13 protein-coding genes and 1 riboswitch are annotated in these 19,304 nt (G+C 63.8%); of the genes, 6 read left to right on the forward strand and 7 right to left on the reverse strand.

All coding sequences use genetic code 11. From position 1 onward, the window contains the following. Positions 1 to 40 precede the first annotated feature (40 nt). Positions 41 to 1,030 (reverse strand): glucokinase, encoded by a 990-nt coding sequence (gene glk, locus AC3IR3_RS20200; protein WP_489194811.1) that lies wholly within the window; start codon positions 1,028 to 1,030, stop codon positions 41 to 43. Positions 1,031 to 1,467: 437 nt separating this feature from the next. Here glk and AC3IR3_RS20205 point away from each other — a divergent pair, with 437 nt between their 5' ends. After that, entirely contained in the window at positions 1,468 to 2,760 is a 1,293-nt protein-coding gene (locus AC3IR3_RS20205) for a sugar MFS transporter (RefSeq protein WP_489194813.1), read from the forward strand. Positions 2,761 to 2,850: 90 nt separating this feature from the next. Beyond that, a complete protein-coding gene (locus AC3IR3_RS20210; RefSeq protein WP_489194814.1) occupies positions 2,851 to 3,885 on the forward strand; it encodes a LacI family DNA-binding transcriptional regulator in 1,035 nt (344 codons plus the stop codon). A gap of 53 nt (positions 3,886 to 3,938) precedes the next feature. Here AC3IR3_RS20210 and AC3IR3_RS20215 read toward each other — a convergent pair whose 3' ends face one another. From AC3IR3_RS20215 to zwf, 5 genes are all read right to left on the reverse strand, one after another. Next, complete coding sequence (locus AC3IR3_RS20215) at positions 3,939 to 4,796, reverse strand: EamA/RhaT family transporter (RefSeq protein ID WP_489194816.1); 858 nt, start codon at positions 4,794 to 4,796, stop codon at positions 3,939 to 3,941. 367 nt (positions 4,797 to 5,163) lie between these two features. Further along, positions 5,164 to 5,811: a bifunctional 4-hydroxy-2-oxoglutarate aldolase/2-dehydro-3-deoxy-phosphogluconate aldolase gene (gene eda, locus AC3IR3_RS20220; protein WP_489194818.1), complete on the reverse strand. Its 648-nt coding sequence runs from the start codon at positions 5,809 to 5,811 to the stop codon at positions 5,164 to 5,166. Positions 5,812 to 5,827: 16 nt separating this feature from the next. After that, positions 5,828 to 7,636, reverse strand: coding sequence for a phosphogluconate dehydratase (edd, locus tag AC3IR3_RS20225; RefSeq protein WP_489194820.1), 1,809 nt, complete (start codon positions 7,634 to 7,636; stop codon positions 5,828 to 5,830). A gap of 130 nt (positions 7,637 to 7,766) precedes the next feature. Further along, a complete protein-coding gene (gene pgl, locus AC3IR3_RS20230) occupies positions 7,767 to 8,459 on the reverse strand; it encodes a 6-phosphogluconolactonase (protein ID WP_489194822.1) in 693 nt (230 codons plus the stop codon). Beyond that, positions 8,459 to 9,931, reverse strand: coding sequence for a glucose-6-phosphate dehydrogenase (zwf, locus tag AC3IR3_RS20235; RefSeq protein WP_489194823.1), 1,473 nt, complete (start codon positions 9,929 to 9,931; stop codon positions 8,459 to 8,461). The genes pgl and zwf overlap by 1 nt, the downstream gene beginning before the upstream one ends. A 248-nt stretch (positions 9,932 to 10,179) precedes the next feature. Here zwf and AC3IR3_RS20240 point away from each other — a divergent pair, with 248 nt between their 5' ends. From AC3IR3_RS20240 to nagA, 3 genes are read left to right on the forward strand one after another with little or no spacing between them, the layout of a single operon-like run. Continuing rightward, a complete protein-coding gene (locus tag AC3IR3_RS20240) occupies positions 10,180 to 10,932 on the forward strand; it encodes a GntR family transcriptional regulator (protein ID WP_132145475.1) in 753 nt (250 codons plus the stop codon). Positions 10,933 to 10,946: 14 nt separating this feature from the next. Continuing rightward, entirely contained in the window at positions 10,947 to 11,981 is a 1,035-nt protein-coding gene (locus AC3IR3_RS20245) for an SIS domain-containing protein (RefSeq protein WP_489196984.1), read from the forward strand. Positions 11,982 to 11,994: 13 nt separating this feature from the next. Then, complete coding sequence (gene nagA, locus AC3IR3_RS20250; RefSeq protein WP_489194824.1) at positions 11,995 to 13,134, forward strand: N-acetylglucosamine-6-phosphate deacetylase; 1,140 nt, start codon at positions 11,995 to 11,997, stop codon at positions 13,132 to 13,134. 547 nt (positions 13,135 to 13,681) lie between these two features. Here nagA and AC3IR3_RS20255 read toward each other — a convergent pair. Further along, positions 13,682 to 16,681 carry a TonB-dependent receptor gene (locus tag AC3IR3_RS20255; RefSeq protein WP_489194826.1) on the reverse strand — a complete coding sequence of 1,000 codons (3,000 nt, stop codon included), beginning with the start codon at positions 16,679 to 16,681 and terminating at the stop codon, positions 13,682 to 13,684. Between the two features lie 280 nt (positions 16,682 to 16,961). Continuing rightward, positions 16,962 to 17,209, forward strand: a riboswitch (cobalamin riboswitch). Positions 17,210 to 17,371: 162 nt separating this feature from the next. Between AC3IR3_RS20255 and AC3IR3_RS20260 the strand changes: the two genes are divergently transcribed. Next, a complete protein-coding gene (locus AC3IR3_RS20260; protein ID WP_489194827.1) occupies positions 17,372 to 19,237 on the forward strand; it encodes a TonB-dependent receptor domain-containing protein in 1,866 nt (621 codons plus the stop codon). The last annotated feature ends 67 nt before the right edge of the window (positions 19,238 to 19,304 follow it).

Here is a 19,304-nt window from a genome sequence, read left to right on the forward strand (position 1 = left end):
CTTTTGTTGCAAAGGTCTACGCGTCCTTCCTTCCCGCTCTTCACTGAGCATTCGGGCCATGCATGTAGAGACCGGCAGCGCCGATCACGCCAAGCTGGCCGTGGTCCATGAGTCGTACGGGTACTTGCTGGAGAAAGGCGCGCATGACGCCCTTGTTGAAAAACCTTGTCGAAAAAGTGCTGGCAAGCAACACGTCGCGTACCTGGGGCAGGATGCCGCCGGCCAGGTACACGCCACCGCGCGCGCCGTAAAGAAGTGCAAGGTCGCCGACGAAACTGCCGAGCAGACCGCAGAAAACATCCAGTGCCTCGACCGCGGCCTCGTCGCTACGCGCGAGCGCGGCACGGGTAACGTCGGCGGGTTCGACCATCGGCGCGGATGTACCGCGCAAGGTGCTGATGGCCTGGTAGAGATTGACGAGACCCGGGCCCGAAAGCGCGGTCTCGTAGGAAACGTAGTCGCGGTTCTTCGCGAGCAGACGCAGTATGTCGACCTCGCGCTCGTTGCCCGGAGCAAGCGAAATCTGACCCGCCTCGGTCGGCAGCACGGTCGCGTGCGGCTTGCCGGGAAGGAGTACGGCGGAACCCAGGCCAGTGCCCGGACCCATGACCAGGACGGGCCCGACCGCCGGCTCGGCGCCGGTTTCGATGACCGGCGTCGTATCGGCCGTTGCAAGGAATTGCGTGGCGTAGGCCACCGCTTCGAAATCGTTGACGACCGCCAGACCGGTAAGACCGAGCGTGCGGCGGATGTCGCCGATCGACACGGGCCAGGGCAGATTCTCGTTGACGATCGCGTCGCCGAGGACATAACCGGCGCTGGCAACGGCGCAATGCTCGACGTGGACGGCCACATCCAGACGGCTGACGAAGTCCTGAAGTACGGCGGTCAGGCTGGGCCATTCGGCGCAGGCGTAACGCTCGTAGCGAAGCACGGTGATCGGTGCGGCGTCGCTGCCGCGGCGAACCAGACCGATGCGCGCATGCGTTCCGCCGACATCGGCCGCGAGAAACGCGCCGGGAGCCGACATTGCATGCAACACATCCTGCTGTTTAGCCGACTCGCCCACACCTTTCCCCTTAATCCCATTGCCGTCACATGAAATGTTTGTGACGCCCCAACTTGAACGGAGTCTGGGAAGGCATGACAACGTTGTCAACAGGACAAATTTCCTAGACAAGCCGCGATCCATAGCGCAGCGCAACATGGCATGCTGGCCGGCTCCGAGCCCGAATGTCCCGCGTGGACAAAATCACGGCGTTTGTCGCGATTTAAATTGAAATTACTCATTCAATCAGAAGCATGATGCGTCGCCACATCGAAAGTACGAACTCGACGCAAACCGCCATTGACCCGCATTGACGCGAATTGACAACGTTACGCTTACGAGTCAATAAAGGGACATTCGGGGCGTATCCGCAGTACGCGGATACCGACAAAAGAAGCACGAGCACGGGGAGTCACCTAATGTCCGCCACACCTGTCACCGCCGAGGAAACCCGGCATTCGAGCCTGCTGCCGATGATCATCATCGGCGTGCTGTTCTTTATCTTCGGGTTCGTGACGTGGCTCAATGGCCCGCTCATCACCTTCGTCAAACTCGCCTTCGACCTGGACGACGTCAACGCGTTCCTCGTACCGATGGCCTTCTATCTTTCTTATTTCTTCCTTGCCCTGCCCGCCTCGGCGGTACTCAAGCGCACGGGAATGAAGAAGGGCATGGGTCTGGGCCTCTTCATCATGGCCATCGGTGCCGTGCTGTTCGGACAGTTCGTCACCATGCGCGTTTACCCCGGCGCATTGACCGGCCTGTTCGTGATCGGCGCCGGCCTTTCCCTGCTGCAGACCGCGTCCAATCCGTATATCTCGATCCTCGGCCCGATCGACAGCGCCGCGCAGCGCATTGCCTTCATGGGCATCTGCAACAAAGTCGCCGGCGCGCTGGCACCCTTCGTGTTCGGCGCGCTGGTGATGAGCAACATCGGTGAGTTCGACAAGCAGATCGCCGCCGCGGCCTCGCCGGTCGAACGCGACGCACTACTGAATGCGTTCGCCGCCAAGGTGCACATGCCTTACATGATCATGGCCGGCCTGCTGGTACTGCTGGCGATCTGGGTCGTGCGCTCCTCGCTACCCGAAATCAAACCGTCGGGCGCCAACAGCGAACGCGAGATCGGTCATGCGAAGGGCGGCATCTTCAGCTTCCCGCACCTATGGCTCGGCGTGCTCTGCCTGTTCCTGTACGTCGGCGTGGAAGTCATGGCAGGCGATGCCATCGGCACCTACGGCCAGGGTTTCGGCATGACGCCGGAAGCCACCAAGCACTTCACGTCCTATACGCTGTTCGCCATGCTGATCGGCTATATCGCCGGCCTGCTGCTCATTCCGCGTTTCGTGTCGCAGCAGCGCTATCTCGCCATCTCGGCGGTACTCGGCGTGATCTTCTCGATCGGCAGCTACCTGACCACCGGTTACGCCTCGGTGGGTTTCGTCGCCGCGCTGGGCTTCGCCAACGCCATGATGTGGCCGGCGATCTTCCCGCTGGCGATCAAGGGGCTGGGTTCGCTGACCGAACGTGGCTCGGCATTCCTCATCATGGGCATCGCCGGTGGCGCGATCGTGCCGCAGATATTTGCGCACCTGAAGCAGCACTTCGATTTCCAGGCCGTCTTCCTCTGCCTGATGATCCCCTGCTACCTGTACATCCTGTATTACGGCTACGCTGGCCACCAGGTGGGGCAGCGTCGCGCCCAGGGCTGATACCAACGGATGGGCCGGCCTGAAACCGGCCCTTCGCTTGTGTCATGGACGTCCGGTAGGATGGGCAGCTAACCGAGTCGAGGCCATCGTTTGCGTAGTCCCACGATCAAGGATGTTGCCGAACGGGCGGGCGTGTCGCTGAAGACCGTTTCGCGCGTCATCAACCACGAACCCTCGGTCCACGCACGCACCCTCGACAAGGTGCAGCGTGCCATCGAGGCGCTGGACTACCAGCCCGATCAGGCCGCGCGCAGCCTGCGCAGCTCGCGCACGTTCGCGCTTGGCCTCGTCTACGACAATCCGAACGCCCACTACGTCATTGCGATGCAGAACGGCGTGCTGTCGGTCTGCCGCGAACGCGGCTTCGGTCTGCAGATCCATCCCTGCGACTCGTCGGCACCGCGCCTGGCCGAGCAGCTGTGCGACCTGGTCCGCCGGTCGCGCCTCGCCGGCCTGGTCCTGGCGCCGCCCATGTCCGAACAACCGGAGCTGATCCGCATCCTGGCGGAACAGAAAATTCCGTTCGTGCGCATCATCTCGGCGCGATACGATCCGAAGGACGGCTATCCCTGCGTCTTCGTCGACGATCGCGACGCCGCTTATGCGATCACCGAACATCTGATCCAGCTCGGTCATCACCGTATCGGTTTCCTGTGGGGCGGCAAGGAACATCGTTCCAGTCCCGAGCGCTACCGGGGCTACGAAGATGCGCTGCGCGAGTACGGTCTTCCGCTCGACAAAAAGCTGGTGGTCGAAGGCGATTACTCCTTCGACGACGGTTTCCGCGGCGCACGCAAGCTGCTTGCACTGAAGGAACCACCCACCGCCATCTTCGGCAGCAACGACGAAATCGCCGCGGGCGTGCTCGCCGCCGCACGATCCGGCGGCATCGACGTGCCGTGGGGACTGTCGATCGCCGGCTTCGAGGACAGTCCGTTCTCCAAGCAGTCGTGGCCAGCGCTCACCACCGCGCGACAGGCCACCGAGGAAATCGGCCGCCATGCCGCGCAACGACTCATCGCAGAGCTTCAGCGCGAAGTGGACGGCACCGTCGAGCCCATCGCGAACGAAGGTTTCAGTCCCGAGCTGGTAGTGCGCGGTTCGACGGCGCCGCGTCGGCTGTAGCTTGCGCGGAATGCCGCAACATCCGCGTAGGAGCCCTCTTGCGGACTCCGCGACTAGGCCGTCGCAATAATCACGATTGCCGCAAGCGCAAGAACGATACCCGCCACGTTGACGCGATTCAGCCGCTCGCGAAACGCGAGCGTGCCGACCAGCGTGCCCAGCACCACCACGCCGACATTCATCGCCGAAAACACCAGTGAAGGCTGGTCCGGCACCGCCTGGTGACCACGCACATAGAACAGGATGTTGGCGAAGTTCGCCACGCCCAGTGCCACACCGAAACCGATGCTACGCCATGAAAACGGGGCAATCCGCGCGAGCGCCCGATACGTCACGGCGATCCAGCAAAGCACGGCGGCAAGCAGGAACGATGCGAGTAATGCGCTGGCAAACGGCGCGCCGGCCAACGCCACGCGCTTGAACAGAATATCGATGACACCGAAACCCACGAACACGGCCAGAGGCAGCAACCAGGCTCCCATGCCGTTATCCGAACGCGGCGCTCCCCGCTTCCAGAGAATGCAGACCACCGCGACGACACCCAGCGCGATACCGGCGCCCTTATGCGCCGACAAAACGTCTCCGAAAATAACGAACGCGGCGATCAGCGGAAGAAATAGCGAAAGCCGCTGCGCGACGTCGGTACGCACGATGCCAGCGCGCTGCACGGACCAGGCGAGGATCACGAACACTGCCGGGAGCAGTACGCCAAGCAGGGTGAGCGGTACGAGCGGAGCGCCCGGTGCCTGTAACGCAGGAAGCGATGGCGCGAGCAGGGCGAACGAGAGCGCGGCGGCGACGATGTAATTCGTCGCGATAGCCTGCACGACATCGACGGAAGCCCGGCGGGCCAGCTTCAGGAGAACGGAAACCGTGACGCTGAAGGCGACGGCCAGGGCGATGTAGAACATAGGAGAGGCTGAGAATCCGAAGAGGTTGCACGCATGGTAACGCGGCGCGACACCGCAGATCTTTAGCAGGAACGCGCTTGAGCGCGATGTCCTCGAGGCCGCGGGAAGAGCTGACCCAACGTGCTCGCGATAGCCCACTGCACCGCACCAGGTTCCTGCCTGCGCAGGAACGACGATGGGTGGTGAGGCAAACGCCGTAGCTCTCGGCGTCTCCGGTTTCGACGGAATACCGATCCCTCACAGTCGCCCCTGCGCAGGCAGGGGCCCAGGGCGACCACGACCGGTAGGCGATGTCGCCGCACGGTTTCGCCGTTAAGAGCTGAACGACTGCTTCGCGAAAACCCATCGCTCCCGCTCAAACGCGCTCCTACAGACGAGCCAGCGCGCCAGCTTCGCGCGCCAGTGCTTCGATGCCGGCGAAGTCGCCAGACTTCAGCATGTCGGCAGGGGTAAGCCACGACCCACCAACGCAAACCACGTTGGACAACCCAAGAAAATCGCGCGCATTGGCAAGACTGATTCCACCTGTCGGACAGAACTGGATCTGCGGCAACGGACTGGCCCATGCGCCGATCAACTTCGCGCCACCGGCAGGGACGGCCGGGAAAAACTTCTGGAAGCGATAACCGCGCTCGAGCAGGTTCATCGCCTCGCTGGACGTCGCGGCGCCCGGCAACAACGCCAGCTCGGAATCGTCGGCCGCATCCAGCAAGCGTGGCGCACTGCCCGGCGACACGGCGAACTTCGCACCCGCCTTGAACGCATTCTCGAGATCGCGCGCGGTAAGCACCGTACCCACGCCCACTACCGCACCTTCCACTTCCGCCGCGATTGCACGCACGGCGTCGAGCGCGGCGGCGGTACGCAACGTGATCTCGATCGCGGGAATACCGCCCGCGACGAGTGCGCGCGCCATGCCCACAGCACTGGCCGCATCGTCGATGATGACGACGGGAACCACCGGCGCCAGGCGCAGGGTGGCTTCGACCAGCTTTTGTTTCGCTTCGGTACTCATCGGATCGCTCCAGTCATCAGAAAACGCCCGCACCGAGGTCGGCCGTAACGGCGGACTGACGGAACATGGCGAAAAGTTCGCGGCCCATGCCGGTGTGGTGCACGGACAGATCGACGCTCGCGCATTCGCGCGCCGCCCATTCGTCGGCGGGCACCAGCACTTCGACCGTGCCCGCATGCGCATCCAGCCGCACGAGATCGCCTGTGCGGATGCGACCGATGGGACCGCCGGCCTCGGCTTCCGGCGTGACATGAATCGCGGCCGGCACGCGACCGGACGCACCCGACATGCGCCCGTCGGTCAGCAATGCCACGCGCCGCCCGCGATCCTGCAGGATGCTGAGCGTCGGCGTGAGCTTGTGCAGTTCGGGCATGCCGCGCGCACGCGGCCCCTGGAAACGCACGACGGCGACGAAGTCGCGATCGAGTTCGCCACGGTCGAACGCCGCTTTCACGTCGTCCTGCTCGTCGAAGACGATCGCCGGTGCCTCGATGACCATGCGGTCTTCGGGAACCGACGAAATCTTGATGACACCGCGCCCGACGTTGCCCGAAAGCATGCGCAGGCCACCATCGTGACGGAACGGCTCGCTGGCTGCGCGCAGCACGCCGCGATTGCCGCTTTCTTTCGAAACGGGCGTCCAGACGAGCTCGCCGTCCTTCAGCTCCGGCACGTTCCGGTAATGGAGCATTCCCGGTCCCATGACGGTGTTGACGTTCCCGTGGAGCAGGCCGGCATCGAGCAACTGATCGATCAGGAAGGTCATGCCGCCCGCATCGTGGAAATGGTTCACGTCGGCATAGCCATTCGGATACACGCGCGCCAGCAGCGGCACCACCGCCGAAAGCGCATCGAAATCGTCCCAGCGAAGTTCGACGCCCGCCGCCCGCGCGATCGCGACCAGATGCAGAAGATGATTGGTCGAACCACCCGTCGCATGCAGACCGATCACGCCGTTGACCACGGCACGCTCGTCCACGATATGTCCGACTGGCATGTAGTGCTCGCCAAGGCAGCTGATGTCGATCATGCGCTTGACGGTGGCGGCGGTGAGCGCGTCGCGCAGCGGCGTATCCGGCGGTACGAAGCTCGCGCCCGGCATGTGCAGGCCCATGATTTCCATGAGCATCTGGTTGGAATTGGCGGTACCGTAGAACGTACAGGTGCCGGCGCTATGGTACGAGCGCGCTTCGGCTTCCAGCAGTTCCGCACGCGTGGCCTTGCCTTCCGCGTATGCCTGACGGACTTTGGATTTTTCTTCGTTCGGGATACCCGACGGCATCGGACCGGAAGGCACGAACGCGCTGGCGAGATGGCCAAAGCTCAGTGCGCCGATCAGCAGGCCGGGCACGATCTTGTCGCAGATACCGAGATAAAGCGCCGCTTCGTACATGTCGTGCGATAGCGAAACGGCCGTGGCCATCGCAATGAGATCGCGCGAGAAGAGCGAAAGCTCCATGCCCGGACGACCCTGCGTCACGCCGTCGCACATGGCCGGCACACCACCCGCGACCTGCGCCGTGGCACCGAGCGAACGTGCAACGTTACGGATGACTTCCGGATAACGCTCGTACGGCTGATGCGCGGAAAGCATGTCGTTGTACGAGGTGACGATCGCGATATTCGCCGCGTGGCCGTTACGAAGCGCGTCCTTGTCGTCCGTGCACGCGGCGAAGGCGTGCGCGAGATTGCCGCAGGACAGATGGTGCCGCTTCGTGCCGTGACTGCGCGCGGCGTCGATCTTCGCAAGATACGCGGCGCGCGATGTGCGACTGCGCTCGACGATGCGCTCGGTGACCTCGGCGATCACGGGATGGATGGTCATGGCGAACTCCTGAGCTTTGACCGGTGCGATGCGCGCGACCCCCGCGCGCAGCTACCGAAAGGCATCGCGACGTGCCGATGCCTGCATCCCGCGCATAGCACGGAACGACTGTTCTGGGATGGCGACGGCCTCACGGACTCCAGTAGACGTCCAGCGGCGTACGCGTTTGTTTAAGCACCGAAGCGATCGGATAATCCCTGGCGATGGCATCGTCCAGGACCTGTTTCTTGTCATCGCCTTCGATATGCAGATAAAGCGCATGCGTTTCCAGGATACGAGGCAGGCTCAGCGTGATACGCGGCTCGCCCGCGCCTTCGGCGCGCATGGAAAGCACACTGCGCGTGCCATCCAGCGCAAGGGCCTGCGCAAGATGGTCGCCGCCGGGAAAGAACGATGCCGTATGGCCGTCCGGACCCATACCGAGAAGCACGACGTCGAACGGCTGCGGCAACTTGTCGATACGAGCATTGACGTTGTCCAGCGCGTCGTCCGGCGTCGGTGCGTTTTCGTACAAAGGAACGAAGGTGGCCTGTTCCGCGTTCTGCTTCAGGAGCAAGTCGCGAACCATGCGTGCGTTCGAGCGTTCGTTGTCTTCGCCGACCCAGCGTTCGTCGACCAGCGTGACGGTCACTTTCGACCAGTCGAGTACGGAGCGCGCCAACACCGCGAAGAATACCTTGGGCGTGCCGCCGCCGGAAACGGCGAGCGTGGCGTGACCGCGCGAGGCGATCGCCTCGCGCAATTTTTCCGCTACCTCGTGGGCAAGCTTGTCGGCGAGGGTGAGACGGTCTGCGAAATCGTGGCGGCGTACGGTAGCGTTCATCAGCTTGCGTCCTCGGCCCAGGTACGGCCATCGCGTTCGATGAGCGCCACGGCGGCGCTCGGACCCCATGTACCGGCAGTGTAGGGTTTGGGCGTCTCACCGCTGGCTTCCCACGCCTCGAGGATGGGACCTGCCCAGTTCCATGCCGCCTCGACTTCGTCGCGGCGCATGAACAGCGTGGGATTGCCGCGCACCACGTCCAGGATCAGGCGCTCGTAGGCGTCGGGCTGCTGCACGCCGAAAGCCGTGGCGAAGCTCATATCCAGCGGCACATGACGCAGGCGCAGACCGCCCGGACCCGGATGCTTGATCGTCAGCCAGAGCTTCACGCCCTCGTCCGGCTGCAGGCGCAGCGTCAGACGGTTGGGCAGCAACGGACCGCTGGCCGGATCGAAGATCGAATGCGGCAACTGACGGAACGTCACCACGATCTCCGAAACACGCGTCGGAAGGCGCTTGCCGGTGCGCAGATAGAAAGGCACGCCGGCCCAGCGCCAGTTACCGATCTCCGCCTTGAGGGCGACGAAGGTTTCGGTTTTCGACTGGTCGCTGCCGAGTTCGTCGAAGTAACCCGGGACGCCCTGACCTTCGGCCGCGCCGGCGCGGTACTGACCGCGCACGGTGAACTGGCCGGCGTTGCTGCCGTTGATCGGGCGCAGCGAACGCAGCACTTTGAGTTTTTCGTCGCGCACCGCATCGGGCGACAGCGACGAAGGTGGCTCCATCGCCACCATGCAGACCAGCTGCAGGATGTGGTTCTGGACCATGTCGCGCAGCGCGCCGGCACGGTCGTAATAGCCGGCGCGATGGCCGACACCCACCGTTTCGGCCACGGTGATCTGCACGTGGTCGATATGCGAGGAATTCCACAGCGGTTCGAACAGGGCATTGCCGAAGCGCAGCGCCAGCAGGTTCTGCACCGTTTCCTTACCGAGGTAATGGTCGATGCGGTAGGTCTGCGATTCGTCGAAGACACGGGCGACGGCATCGTTGATCGCGTTGGCGCTGGCCAGGTCGCGGCCGATCGGCTTTTCGAGCACCACACGCGAACGCGGGCCGTTGAGACCGAAGCTGCCCAGACGTTCGCAGATATCGACGAACAGTTCGGGAGACGTCGACAGATAGAACACCCGAATGTGATCCGGCTGCTCGCCGACCATCGCCGCGAACTCTTCCCAGCCGTCGGCCTTGCGGGCATCCAGCGAGCGGTAACCGATCATGCCGATAAACGCGTCGAGCGTCGTTGCAACGGTTTGGGGCACGGATGCTTCGACGGCGTCGCGCACCTGGGCGCGGTAACCGGCGTCGTCCAGACCTTCGCGCGCCACGCCGACAATGCGGCTGCTGGCGGGAATCTGGCCATCGACGAAACGGTGGTAAAGCGCTGGCAGCAGCTTGCGTACCGCGAGGTCGCCGGTGCCGCCGAAGATCACCAGATCGAAAGGCTCGGTCGGCAGGAGAGAAGCAGTCACGGTGGTCACCTCAATAGATCCGGGAGGGGGGAGTGGGACGCACGGTCGATCATACCAGTGACATACCAGGGCGGACCAGCCCCGTACCAGTGAGATCTGTCGCTTTGCGATTTTTGCCGGAATGATTACGAATGTAACCGTTTACTGACGCCATTTAAATCGTGCGAACGACCGTTTGAAATAAATGTAGCGCTTCGGCATGTCGTCGCCGCTTGCTCCAGTGGTCGTCAATTGGTATCTTCTCTGGTATGGAAAGCGCACTCGTCGCCGAATACCAACGTCTGCAGCACGACCCGTCCGCACGCCTGCCGCTGGCGTACATGCGGCTGCGTCGCGCTATCCGGAATGTGATCGAGAACGGCGAAGTGCAGGTCGGTAACGCGCTGCCGAGCGAACGTGACCTGGCCCGCGCCCTCACGCTGTCCAGGGTCACGGTTCGCAAGGCCATCGGCGGTCTGGTAGAGGATGGCCTGCTCACCCAGCGCCATGGCGCCGGAACGTTCGTGTCCGAGCGCATCGTCAAGCCGCTGTCGCGGATGACCAGCTTTACCGAAGACCTGCGTGCCCGCGGACTCAATCCGCGCTCGGAATTCTTCGAACGAGCCATCGGCGAAGTCACGCCCGAGGAAGCCATGGCGATGAACCTCTCGCCCGGCACCCAGGTCGTTCGCCTGCATCGTCTGCGCTATGCCGGCGACGAACCGCTGGCCATCGAGCGCAGCGCGGTGCCTCTCTCGCTGCTGCCCGATCCGTCGTTGGTGGAAGACTCCCTTTACGAAGCGCTCGACAAACTCGGCTGCCGTCCGCGCCGGGCGTTGCAGCGCCTGCGTGCCGTGGTGCTCGGTCCCGCGCAGACGCGGCTGCTGCGGCTCAGTGCCGGCAGCGCCGGCCTGAATATCGAGCGGCGCAGCTTCCTCGACGACGGACGCATCGTCGAATTCACCTGTTCCTGGTATCGCGGCGATATCTACGATTTCGTCGCCGAACTGCAAAGCGAATGAGACCCCCCATCACCATGACGATCCAGCCGCACGACACCCTCATGTTCCGCGAGGCGCACGAGACCGCCGACGTGATCGAGCGCCAGCTCGCCGCGAACGAAGCGGTAGTGAGCGAACTCGCCGCCCATCTGCGCGCGCATACGCCACGCATGATCATCACCTGCGCCCGGGGCAGCTCCGATCACGCGGCGATGTATGCCAAGTACGTCTTCGAAACCCAGCTTGGCGTGGTCGTCGCGTCGGCATCGCCATCGGTCACGTCGATCTACCGCGCGCCGCAGCAACTCGAAGACGCCCTGTACATCGCCGTTTCGCAGTCGGGCAAAAGCCCCGACCTGGTACGCAACGCACAGGCGGCGAAAGAAGCCGGTGCGTACGTCGTGGCCATGGTCAATGTCGTCGATTCGCCGCTGGCCGAAGCCGCCGATGTCGTGATTCCCCTGCACGCGGGTCCTGAAAAGAGCGTTGCGGCGACGAAGAGCTACCTCGGCGCGCTGTTCGCGATCCTGCACCTTGCCGCACGCTGGAGCGAGGACCCCGAAGCCAATCAGGCGCTGATCGACCTGCCCGCCCAACTGCGTGCCGGCTGGGACGCCGACTGGAGCGCGCTGACCGACGGACTCGTCGATGCGCGCAATCTCTTCGTTGTCGGCCGCGGTTTCGGTTTCGCCGGCGCGCTGGAAGCGGCACTGAAGTTCAAGGAAACCTGCGGCCTGCACGCCGAGGCATTCAGCGCGGCCGAAGTGAAACACGGTCCGATGGCGCTGGTGGGTCCGGAATTCCCCGTGCTGTTCTTCGCGCAGAACGACGACACGCTGCCCAGCGTCCTGGATGTCGCGGCGGAATTCCGCAAGCGCGGCGCGAAAGTATGGGTCGCGGCACCCGGCGCCGTCGGCGAAGACATCCTGCCGCTGACCGCCACGGCGCCTATCGCCGCGCCGCTTGTCACCGTCCAGAGTTTCTATCGCGCCACCGCGGCGCTGGCGCTGCGCCGCGGGTTCAATCCCGACGTGCCGCCGCACCTCAACAAGGTCACCGAGACCGTCTGATCCGGAGCAACCCATGACTATCGCCCTCGTCAACGGTCGCGTACTTACCGACCACGGTTTCCAGAGCGGTTTCGCCGTCCTCATCGAGGATGAAAAAATCGTCGGCCTTGCGTTGCCATCCGATCCACGCGTACGCGCCGCGGAACGGCACGATCTGGGCGGCCATATCCTGCTGCCCGGCTTCATCGACTGCCAGGTCAATGGCGGTGGCGGCGTGCTGTTCAATGACGCACCGACCGTCGATACGATTCGCCGCATCGGCGAGGCCCACCGCAAGTTCGGCACCACCGGCTTCCTGCCCACGCTTATCAGCGACGATGCGGACGTAATGGAACGCGCGATCAACGCGGTGAACGAGGCCGTGGAACAGGGCGTACCGGGCGTGCTTGGCATTCATCTGGAAGGCCCGTTCATCGCACCGGAGCGCAAGGGCGTTCACGATTCCGCTAAATTCCGCGTGGCCGGAGCCGACGATGTCGCACTGCTCGCCCGCCGCCACGGCGGCGTCACGCTGCTCACCCTGGCGCCGGAACGTACGACGAACGACGTACTCAGCCAGCTCGTCGCCAACGGCGTCGTCGTCGCGGCCGGACACACCGCCGCCGACTACGACACGACGCGCGCCGCACTGGTCGCGGGCGTGCGTGGTTTCACCCACCTGTTCAACGCCATGACGCCGTTCACCAGCCGCGAACCCGGCGTGGTCGGTGCCGCGCTGGAAGATCACGACAGCTGGTGCGGCCTGATCGTCGACGGCCATCACGTGCATCCGGCCTCTTTACGCGTTGCCATTGCCGCCAAGGCGAGAGAACGCATGATGCTCGTCACCGACGCGATGCCGCCGGTGGGCTCGGACAATCCGGACTTCGTACTCAAAGGCGAAACGATCACCATGCGCGACGGCGTCTGCCAGACCGCCGACGGCACGCTCGCCGGCTCCGCGCTGGACATGGCCACGGCCGTGCGCAACACGGTCGAAATGGTCGGCGTACCGATCGACGAGGCAGCGCGCATGGCATCGACCTATCCCGCCGCATTCCTCGGCCTGGAAAAAACCCACGGCCACATCGCGGCGGGCTATCGCGCCGACTTCGTGGTGATGGACGATAACTTCAACGTGGTGGAAACCTGGATCAGCGGCAGCCGGTCGTAGTAGCACCTGGCGCTGCGGGGACGACCCCACGCGTCTCGTCGGGACAGCCGCCTCACGCTCGTGCGTTTGCGAGGCCGCGACCGGATACGCTCACCACCGGTCATGCGTCACGCGCTGCTTTCCCCCACGTCACCGCAACCTCCGGAAGAGCCGTCGGCCACCGCCCTCGACGCGACTTGCGGAACCGAGCGCGGCGGGCGGAAAAGGCCCGAAGGGGGCGGACCAGGACGGTCCGCCGTTTTCGCTGAGGCAGGAGCCGAATCGAAAACCCCCGCCCGCCGCGCGGGCGCGACGGGGCGCAGCCATAGAACACCAGCCGCGCAGCGGCTATCCCTTCCCGAGCGACGGTGGAGACGGAGCGTCGAGGGCGGTGGCCGACGGCTCTCCTCGAAGCGTCCCAGCACTACGGCAATAGCGATGGCAAAGCCGAGCCCTCCCCGACCATGCGAAAAGAACCATAAAAAAGGCCGACGATCCGGCGCCGGCCAACGACAGGGGAGTCGAGTGCGCGCCCGGGTACATTGCCCGGGCGCGCTGGTGTTCGCTCTTAGAGCGAGAAGTCGTAACGAACGCCGAAGCGGAAATAACGCGGCGTCTGGAACGCGATTGCACGACGGTAATCGTCGCTTGGACCGCCCGTGTTGACTTCGCCGACGTCGACCTGCGCCACCGGACGCTGGCTACCGGCCACATTGAACACCGCCGCGGTGAATGCGAGCGGCTGCTGTGCGCCGGCCCAGAGCGGACGGTATTCGGTATTCAGGTCGAGCTGCCAGGTATATGGCAGACGACCCTGCGAACCGCGCGGTGCGGGTTTGCCGCCGCATTCGAAGTACGAGGCGCCGTACTGGATCGCATCGACCGGGTCCAGGCCGATGCAGTTCCTCGGACGACCCGACGCGATGGCGATGTTCGCACCGAACAACCACTCCTGTGTCGCCTGGAAGTAGCCATAGGCCTTCAGTGCATGCGTGCGATCGTTCGGCAGCGGACCGTTCGTGTACTGCATGATTTCCGGAGCATCCCAGTCCTGCGTCACCGACGGATCGAGCTGGCCGATGTCGGACTTCAGCTGGCCTTCGGAGTTACCGTAGCTACGCGAGAACGTGTAATCGACGCGACCGTACCAGCGCGAATCGAAGTGGTGTTCCAGGTACAGGTCGAGCGAGTAGTAGCTGCGCTTCAGATCCGGGAAGCCTACGCCTGCATCCGTGATGAAATCTTGCTTGGTCAGCTCGAACGGAACCAGCGTGCCTTTGCCATCGATATCCACCTGGAAGGTGCCGCCCTTGCCGGGATTGAACAGATAGCAGCCCGGGATGCTGGCGTTGCTGATGTCGATGCCCTTGCGCGTGGCGTACTTCTCGAACGGACGCGAATCGCAGAAGTCGTCGATCGAACTCTTCAGCTTGCGATAGGTGACCTTGGCGCCGTAGCTCCAGTCCGCATTGATCGCTTTATCGAAGCCCAGGATGTATTCGTCCTGGTAATAAGCATCGATGCCCTGCGCGGCAACGGTCTTCGGGTTCGGCGTATGGCCGTCCTCGCCGTTGAGGTAAGCGCGATTGCCGAGCTGGGTCAGACCCGTGGGTTCGCCGTTCGGACCCACGCCCGAATAGGTGTAGTACTCGCTGTAATACATCGATGCCGAGGCACCACGGATAGCCACGTTCGACGGAATCGCCAGATGGTAGCGACCGGCGTTCGCATACACCTTGAAGGTCGAATCGCCGAACACGTCCCACGTCACGCCAAGACGCGGCGCAAGCTGATGACGCTGCTTGACGTAAGTTTCGCCGGCACCATTGAGGTTTTTGAACTGCTCGTTACGCAGGCCGATGTACGCCATCCAGCGATCGGTGACCTGCCACTTGTCTTCGATGAACTGCGCTTCCTGCTCGACCTTGACCGAGGCGCCGGTCTGGAAGAGACGCTTTTCGGCGACGTACTGCGTACCCGGCGGCGGAACGATGTCCGGACGGCCGGTGACTTTACCGGCGTTGCGGTAGACCCAGCGATAGCCGCCTTCGTAGACATTGCCGGCGCTCGATTCCAGCGTCTGGTTATCCACGCCCGCACGCAGGTCGTGATCGCCGATGCGGTATTCGACGTCCAGTCGGTAGCCGTGGGTCTTGTCCTTCGCACCCGCACCAAGCACCGTGCCGTTGACCAGGCCGCAACCGACGATCGGGCTGGAGATGCCGCGGCGGCTGTCCGTGATCCACGGGCAATTCGGCGAACCGGCATAGTTCAGATCGCGAACATGGTTGGTGGTGGAGTGACCGTACAACGCGTTGATCGTGAGGTTGTCGGTGATGTAACCGGTGTATTTGCCGATATACACATCGCCGCCAGGCGCCGAACCAGCGCCCGCGTCGAAGTTCTTCAGCTTATCGGTACCGATGAAAGCACCCTGGGTACCGGTCGCGTAGTTGTACTTGTAAACGCTGCGATCGACGTTGGTCTTGTCGCCGATGCCGGTCAGTTCCAGCAGGTGGCTATCGGTGATATTCCAGTCGATCTTGGCCATCCACTTCGTGGCTTTGGACGTCTGATTGGTTTTCTGCGGCGCCAGGATGCTGCTGACATTCTTGCTATCGGACTTGGTGAAATCAGCCGCGGCGTACAGGAACAGCTTGTCCTTGATGAGTGGACCGCTGATGTAGCCGGTGTACTGCATGTCCGTGCTCTTGTTGTCGCCGCGGTACTGGAAGAGCTGACCGTTCGTACGATAAATGCTGCGCGGCGACTGACGGAAGTACTGCGGCGTGATGTACATGCCGACGCCAGCTTTCCACTCGTTACCGCCGCGCTTGGTGACGACGTTGATCACGCCACCGGTCGAACGGCCGTATTCGGCGCCGTAGCCGCCGGTGAAGATCTGCTGCTGGTCGATGGCGTCGAACGGCAGGCTGGTGAAGCCAAGACCGGTCAGCGCATTGGTTACCGCATAACCGTTGATGTAGTACTGGTTTTCCGACGCGGACGAACCACCGAAGGACGCCACGTTGCCGTAACGGCTATCGCCTGCGACAACGCCTGGCGCGAGAAGCGCGGCGGCGGTGACGTCGCGGGCCAGCGGAAGCTTCTGCAACTGCTGGGACGTGAGGACGGTGCGCGAGTCGACGGACGAAACGTCGATCGCAGGCAGGACGTTGCCGGTGACCTGCACGCCTTCGAGGGTCTGAGCCGATCCCGGCGCGGCTGAGCCAGCGAACGACACGTCGACACCGCCGCCAAGCGAGACCTGGACGTTATCGCGGGTTTCGACGGTCTGGCCGCCGCGTTCGACGGATACCTTGTAGCGGCCGACCGGCAGCGAGCTTGCGCGATAGCGGCCGTCGGCATCGACGCCGACGTCACGGGTCAGGCCCGTGTCCAGGTTCTGCAGATGGACGACGCTGCCTTCGGGCTGCGCGACGCGGCCGAAAACGACACCGGAAGCATTGGACTGTGCCAGGACCGCGCCGCTTGCCAGACTCAGGGCAAGCGCGGTGCACAAGACGGACCGACGCAGCACGGGGCTGCGGTTGATGGAGCGCTGCATTTTGTTTCTCCCCAGAAATTAACAGCAAATGAGACGGTCGCAAGCCGCAACCGAACTCTGTTCGAACCCAGACCATCCGCACTTTCGACGGCAGCGCCCCCCTCCGGACGGCTGTAACTGGCGGTAGTGCCCCTCTCGTCCAGGGATTTCCCCTGGACCGGACGCTGAGCTCACGCCGACCCTACTCGCAGGTTTTTGCGTCGGTCAAGTGCCGTTCTTACGATTTCGTGAAGAAATTCCGTAAACGAGTTCTTAACTTGCTGGTTTTGAAGCGCAACGCTAAAGTGGCGCGGTTCGGGTGTCCCGACGGCGTCCGCCGGAAGGATTAAACGGGAAGCCGGTGCGTCGCCCTTTTAAGGCGCGACAAGGCCGGCACTGCCCCCGCAACGGTAAGCGAGTGGAATACCGCGACGCGGTATTCCCGGATCGGCGAGACGCCACTGCGCCAAGCGCGGGAAGGCGCCGGTCCGGACGTGTGCAGACACGTCGTGCGCGAGTCCGGAGACCGGCCCGATAGCTCGTATGCGCTTCGAAGCGCGTACGCGGCGCTTTATTGGCTGGTTCGCGGAGGGCGAATCGGGGACCTTTGCGCGGCCTTCAGCGGCTGCGCGTCGCGTTCGCGATGTCTTCCCTTCCAGCCTCACGCTGGCTAACACCCGCGCTTCAACGCGGTAGAGGAAGAAACGTTCCATGAAGAAGACCCTGCTCGCGACCGCCCTGCTGTCGTGCATCGCCGCGGCCCATGCCGCCGACCAGAACACAGCGAACAAGCTCGATCCGGTTGTCGTGACGGCCACGCGCTCCGCCATGCCGCTCGACGAAACGCTCGCACCGGTCACCGTGATCACGCGCGACGATATCGAACGCCTGCAGCCCCAGTCGGTCGCGGAGTTGCTCACCGGCCTGCCGGGTATCTCGATCGCCAATTCGGGCGGCCTGGGTCAGCAAACCTCTCTCTTCATGCGCGGATCGAACTCCAGCCACACACTGGTCCTGGTCGATGGTGTGCGTATCGGCACCGTTGGCGCCGGCATTCCCGCTTACGAACAGCTGCCCGTGGAGCAGATCGACCACATCGAGATCGTGCGCGGTCCGCGCTCCAGCCTTTACGGTTCGGACGCCATCGGCGGCGTCATCCAGATTTTCACCCGCCACGGCCAGGCCGGTGAGGCACCGACGCCCTCGATCAGCATGACCGGCGGCAGCCACGGCCTGGTCGGCGGCCAGTTCGGCCTGTCCGGCGGCGACGGCCACGGCTGGTACAACGCCAGCCTCGGTGGCCAGTACACCACCGGCATCAATGCCTGCCGCGTCGGTGCCGCCAAGGCCTTCGCCGGCTGCTTCGTCGACGAGCCGGACAAGGATTCCTATCGCACCTATAACGGCGCGCTGAGCGGCGGCTACCGCTTCGACGACGGTACCGAGCTCGCGGCCAACTGGCTGCGCAGCAAGGGCGACATCGAATACGACGGCAGCTTCCAGAACTTCACCCGTCGCTCGCAGCAGATTGCTGGCGCAAAGCTCGCCTTCAGCCCGCTCGACATGTGGCGCATGACGTTCAACGTCGGCCAGAACATCGACCGCGCCGACAACTATCTCAACGGCGCCGAATACAACGCCAACATGAAGCGCACGGGTTACCTGTACTCGAAGCGCAACCAGGCTTCCTGGCAGAACGACTTCACCCTCGCCCCGGGCCAGATCCTGAGCGCCGGCGTCGACTACCAGAAGGAACACCTGGACAGCGACACGGGCTACGCACGCGACAACCGCAACAACACGGGCGTCTTCGCGCTGTACCAGGGCATCTTTGGCCCCCACGAGATCCAGCTGTCGGTGCGCCGCGACCATAACAGCCAGTTCGACAACCACACGACCGGCGCCGCCGCGTACGGTTTCCGGTTCGACAACGGCATGAAGGTCACGGCGTCGTACGGCACCTCGTTCCACGCGCCATCGTTCAACGACGTGTACTACCCGTATGGCGCACCGGTTGTCCTGAAGCCCGAAAAGGCGAAGACGGCGGAAATCGGCCTGTCCGGCACGCCGGGCATCTGGAACTGGGCGGTCAACGCCTACCAGACGAAGTTCGACGATCTCATCGGCTTCGACTCGAATTTCCTGCCGATCAATGTGGACAAGGCTCGCGTTCGCGGCGTGGAAGGTCAGCTCGGCGCCGATGTCGACGGCTGGCATGTGCGCACGTACCTGACCTGGCAGCAGCCGCGCAACCGCACGGAAGGCGACCAGTACAACAACAAACTGGCACGCCGCCCCGATCAGACCGGCCGCATCGATCTCGACCGCGATCTTGGCGACTTCACGATCGGTGGCACGCTGAACGCCGCGGGCAAGAGCTACGACAATGCGGCGAACACCCGTCGCCTGGGTGGCTACGCCACGACCGACCTGCGCGCCACCTGGCGCTTCCAGCCGGGCTGGAGCCTGCAGGGCCGCGTCGCGAACGTGTTCGATCACTCGTACGAGACGGTGGCTTTCTATAACCAGCTCGGCCGGACGTACTACGTGACCGTGCGGTATATGCCGGGGCTGTAAGAGCAAGAGCGTCCGATACGGCGCTTTCGTTCTTCCGGAGACCGGGGCGGGACGACGGTGAGGGGTA

Source organism: Luteibacter sp. GL_149 (assembly GCF_057834065.1).

Coding starts and splice junctions, on each gene's coding strand:
- AC3IR3_RS20245 (WP_489196984.1), top strand. CDS start 10,947: ATGACGATCCAGCCGCACGACACCCTCATGTTCCGCGAGGCGCACGAG.
- AC3IR3_RS20215 (WP_489194816.1), bottom strand. CDS start 4,796: ATGTTCTACATCGCCCTGGCCGTCGCCTTCAGCGTCACGGTTTCCGTT.
- eda (WP_489194818.1), bottom strand. CDS start 5,811: ATGAGTACCGAAGCGAAACAAAAGCTGGTCGAAGCCACCCTGCGCCTG.
- AC3IR3_RS20205 (WP_489194813.1), top strand. CDS start 1,468: ATGTCCGCCACACCTGTCACCGCCGAGGAAACCCGGCATTCGAGCCTG.
- AC3IR3_RS20255 (WP_489194826.1), bottom strand. CDS start 16,681: ATGCAGCGCTCCATCAACCGCAGCCCCGTGCTGCGTCGGTCCGTCTTG.
- AC3IR3_RS20260 (WP_489194827.1), top strand. CDS start 17,372: ATGAAGAAGACCCTGCTCGCGACCGCCCTGCTGTCGTGCATCGCCGCG.
- AC3IR3_RS20240 (WP_132145475.1), top strand. CDS start 10,180: ATGGAAAGCGCACTCGTCGCCGAATACCAACGTCTGCAGCACGACCCG.
- edd (WP_489194820.1), bottom strand. CDS start 7,636: ATGACCATCCATCCCGTGATCGCCGAGGTCACCGAGCGCATCGTCGAG.
- nagA (WP_489194824.1), top strand. CDS start 11,995: ATGACTATCGCCCTCGTCAACGGTCGCGTACTTACCGACCACGGTTTC.
- pgl (WP_489194822.1), bottom strand. CDS start 8,459: ATGAACGCTACCGTACGCCGCCACGATTTCGCAGACCGTCTCACCCTC.
- glk (WP_489194811.1), bottom strand. CDS start 1,030: ATGTCGGCTCCCGGCGCGTTTCTCGCGGCCGATGTCGGCGGAACGCAT.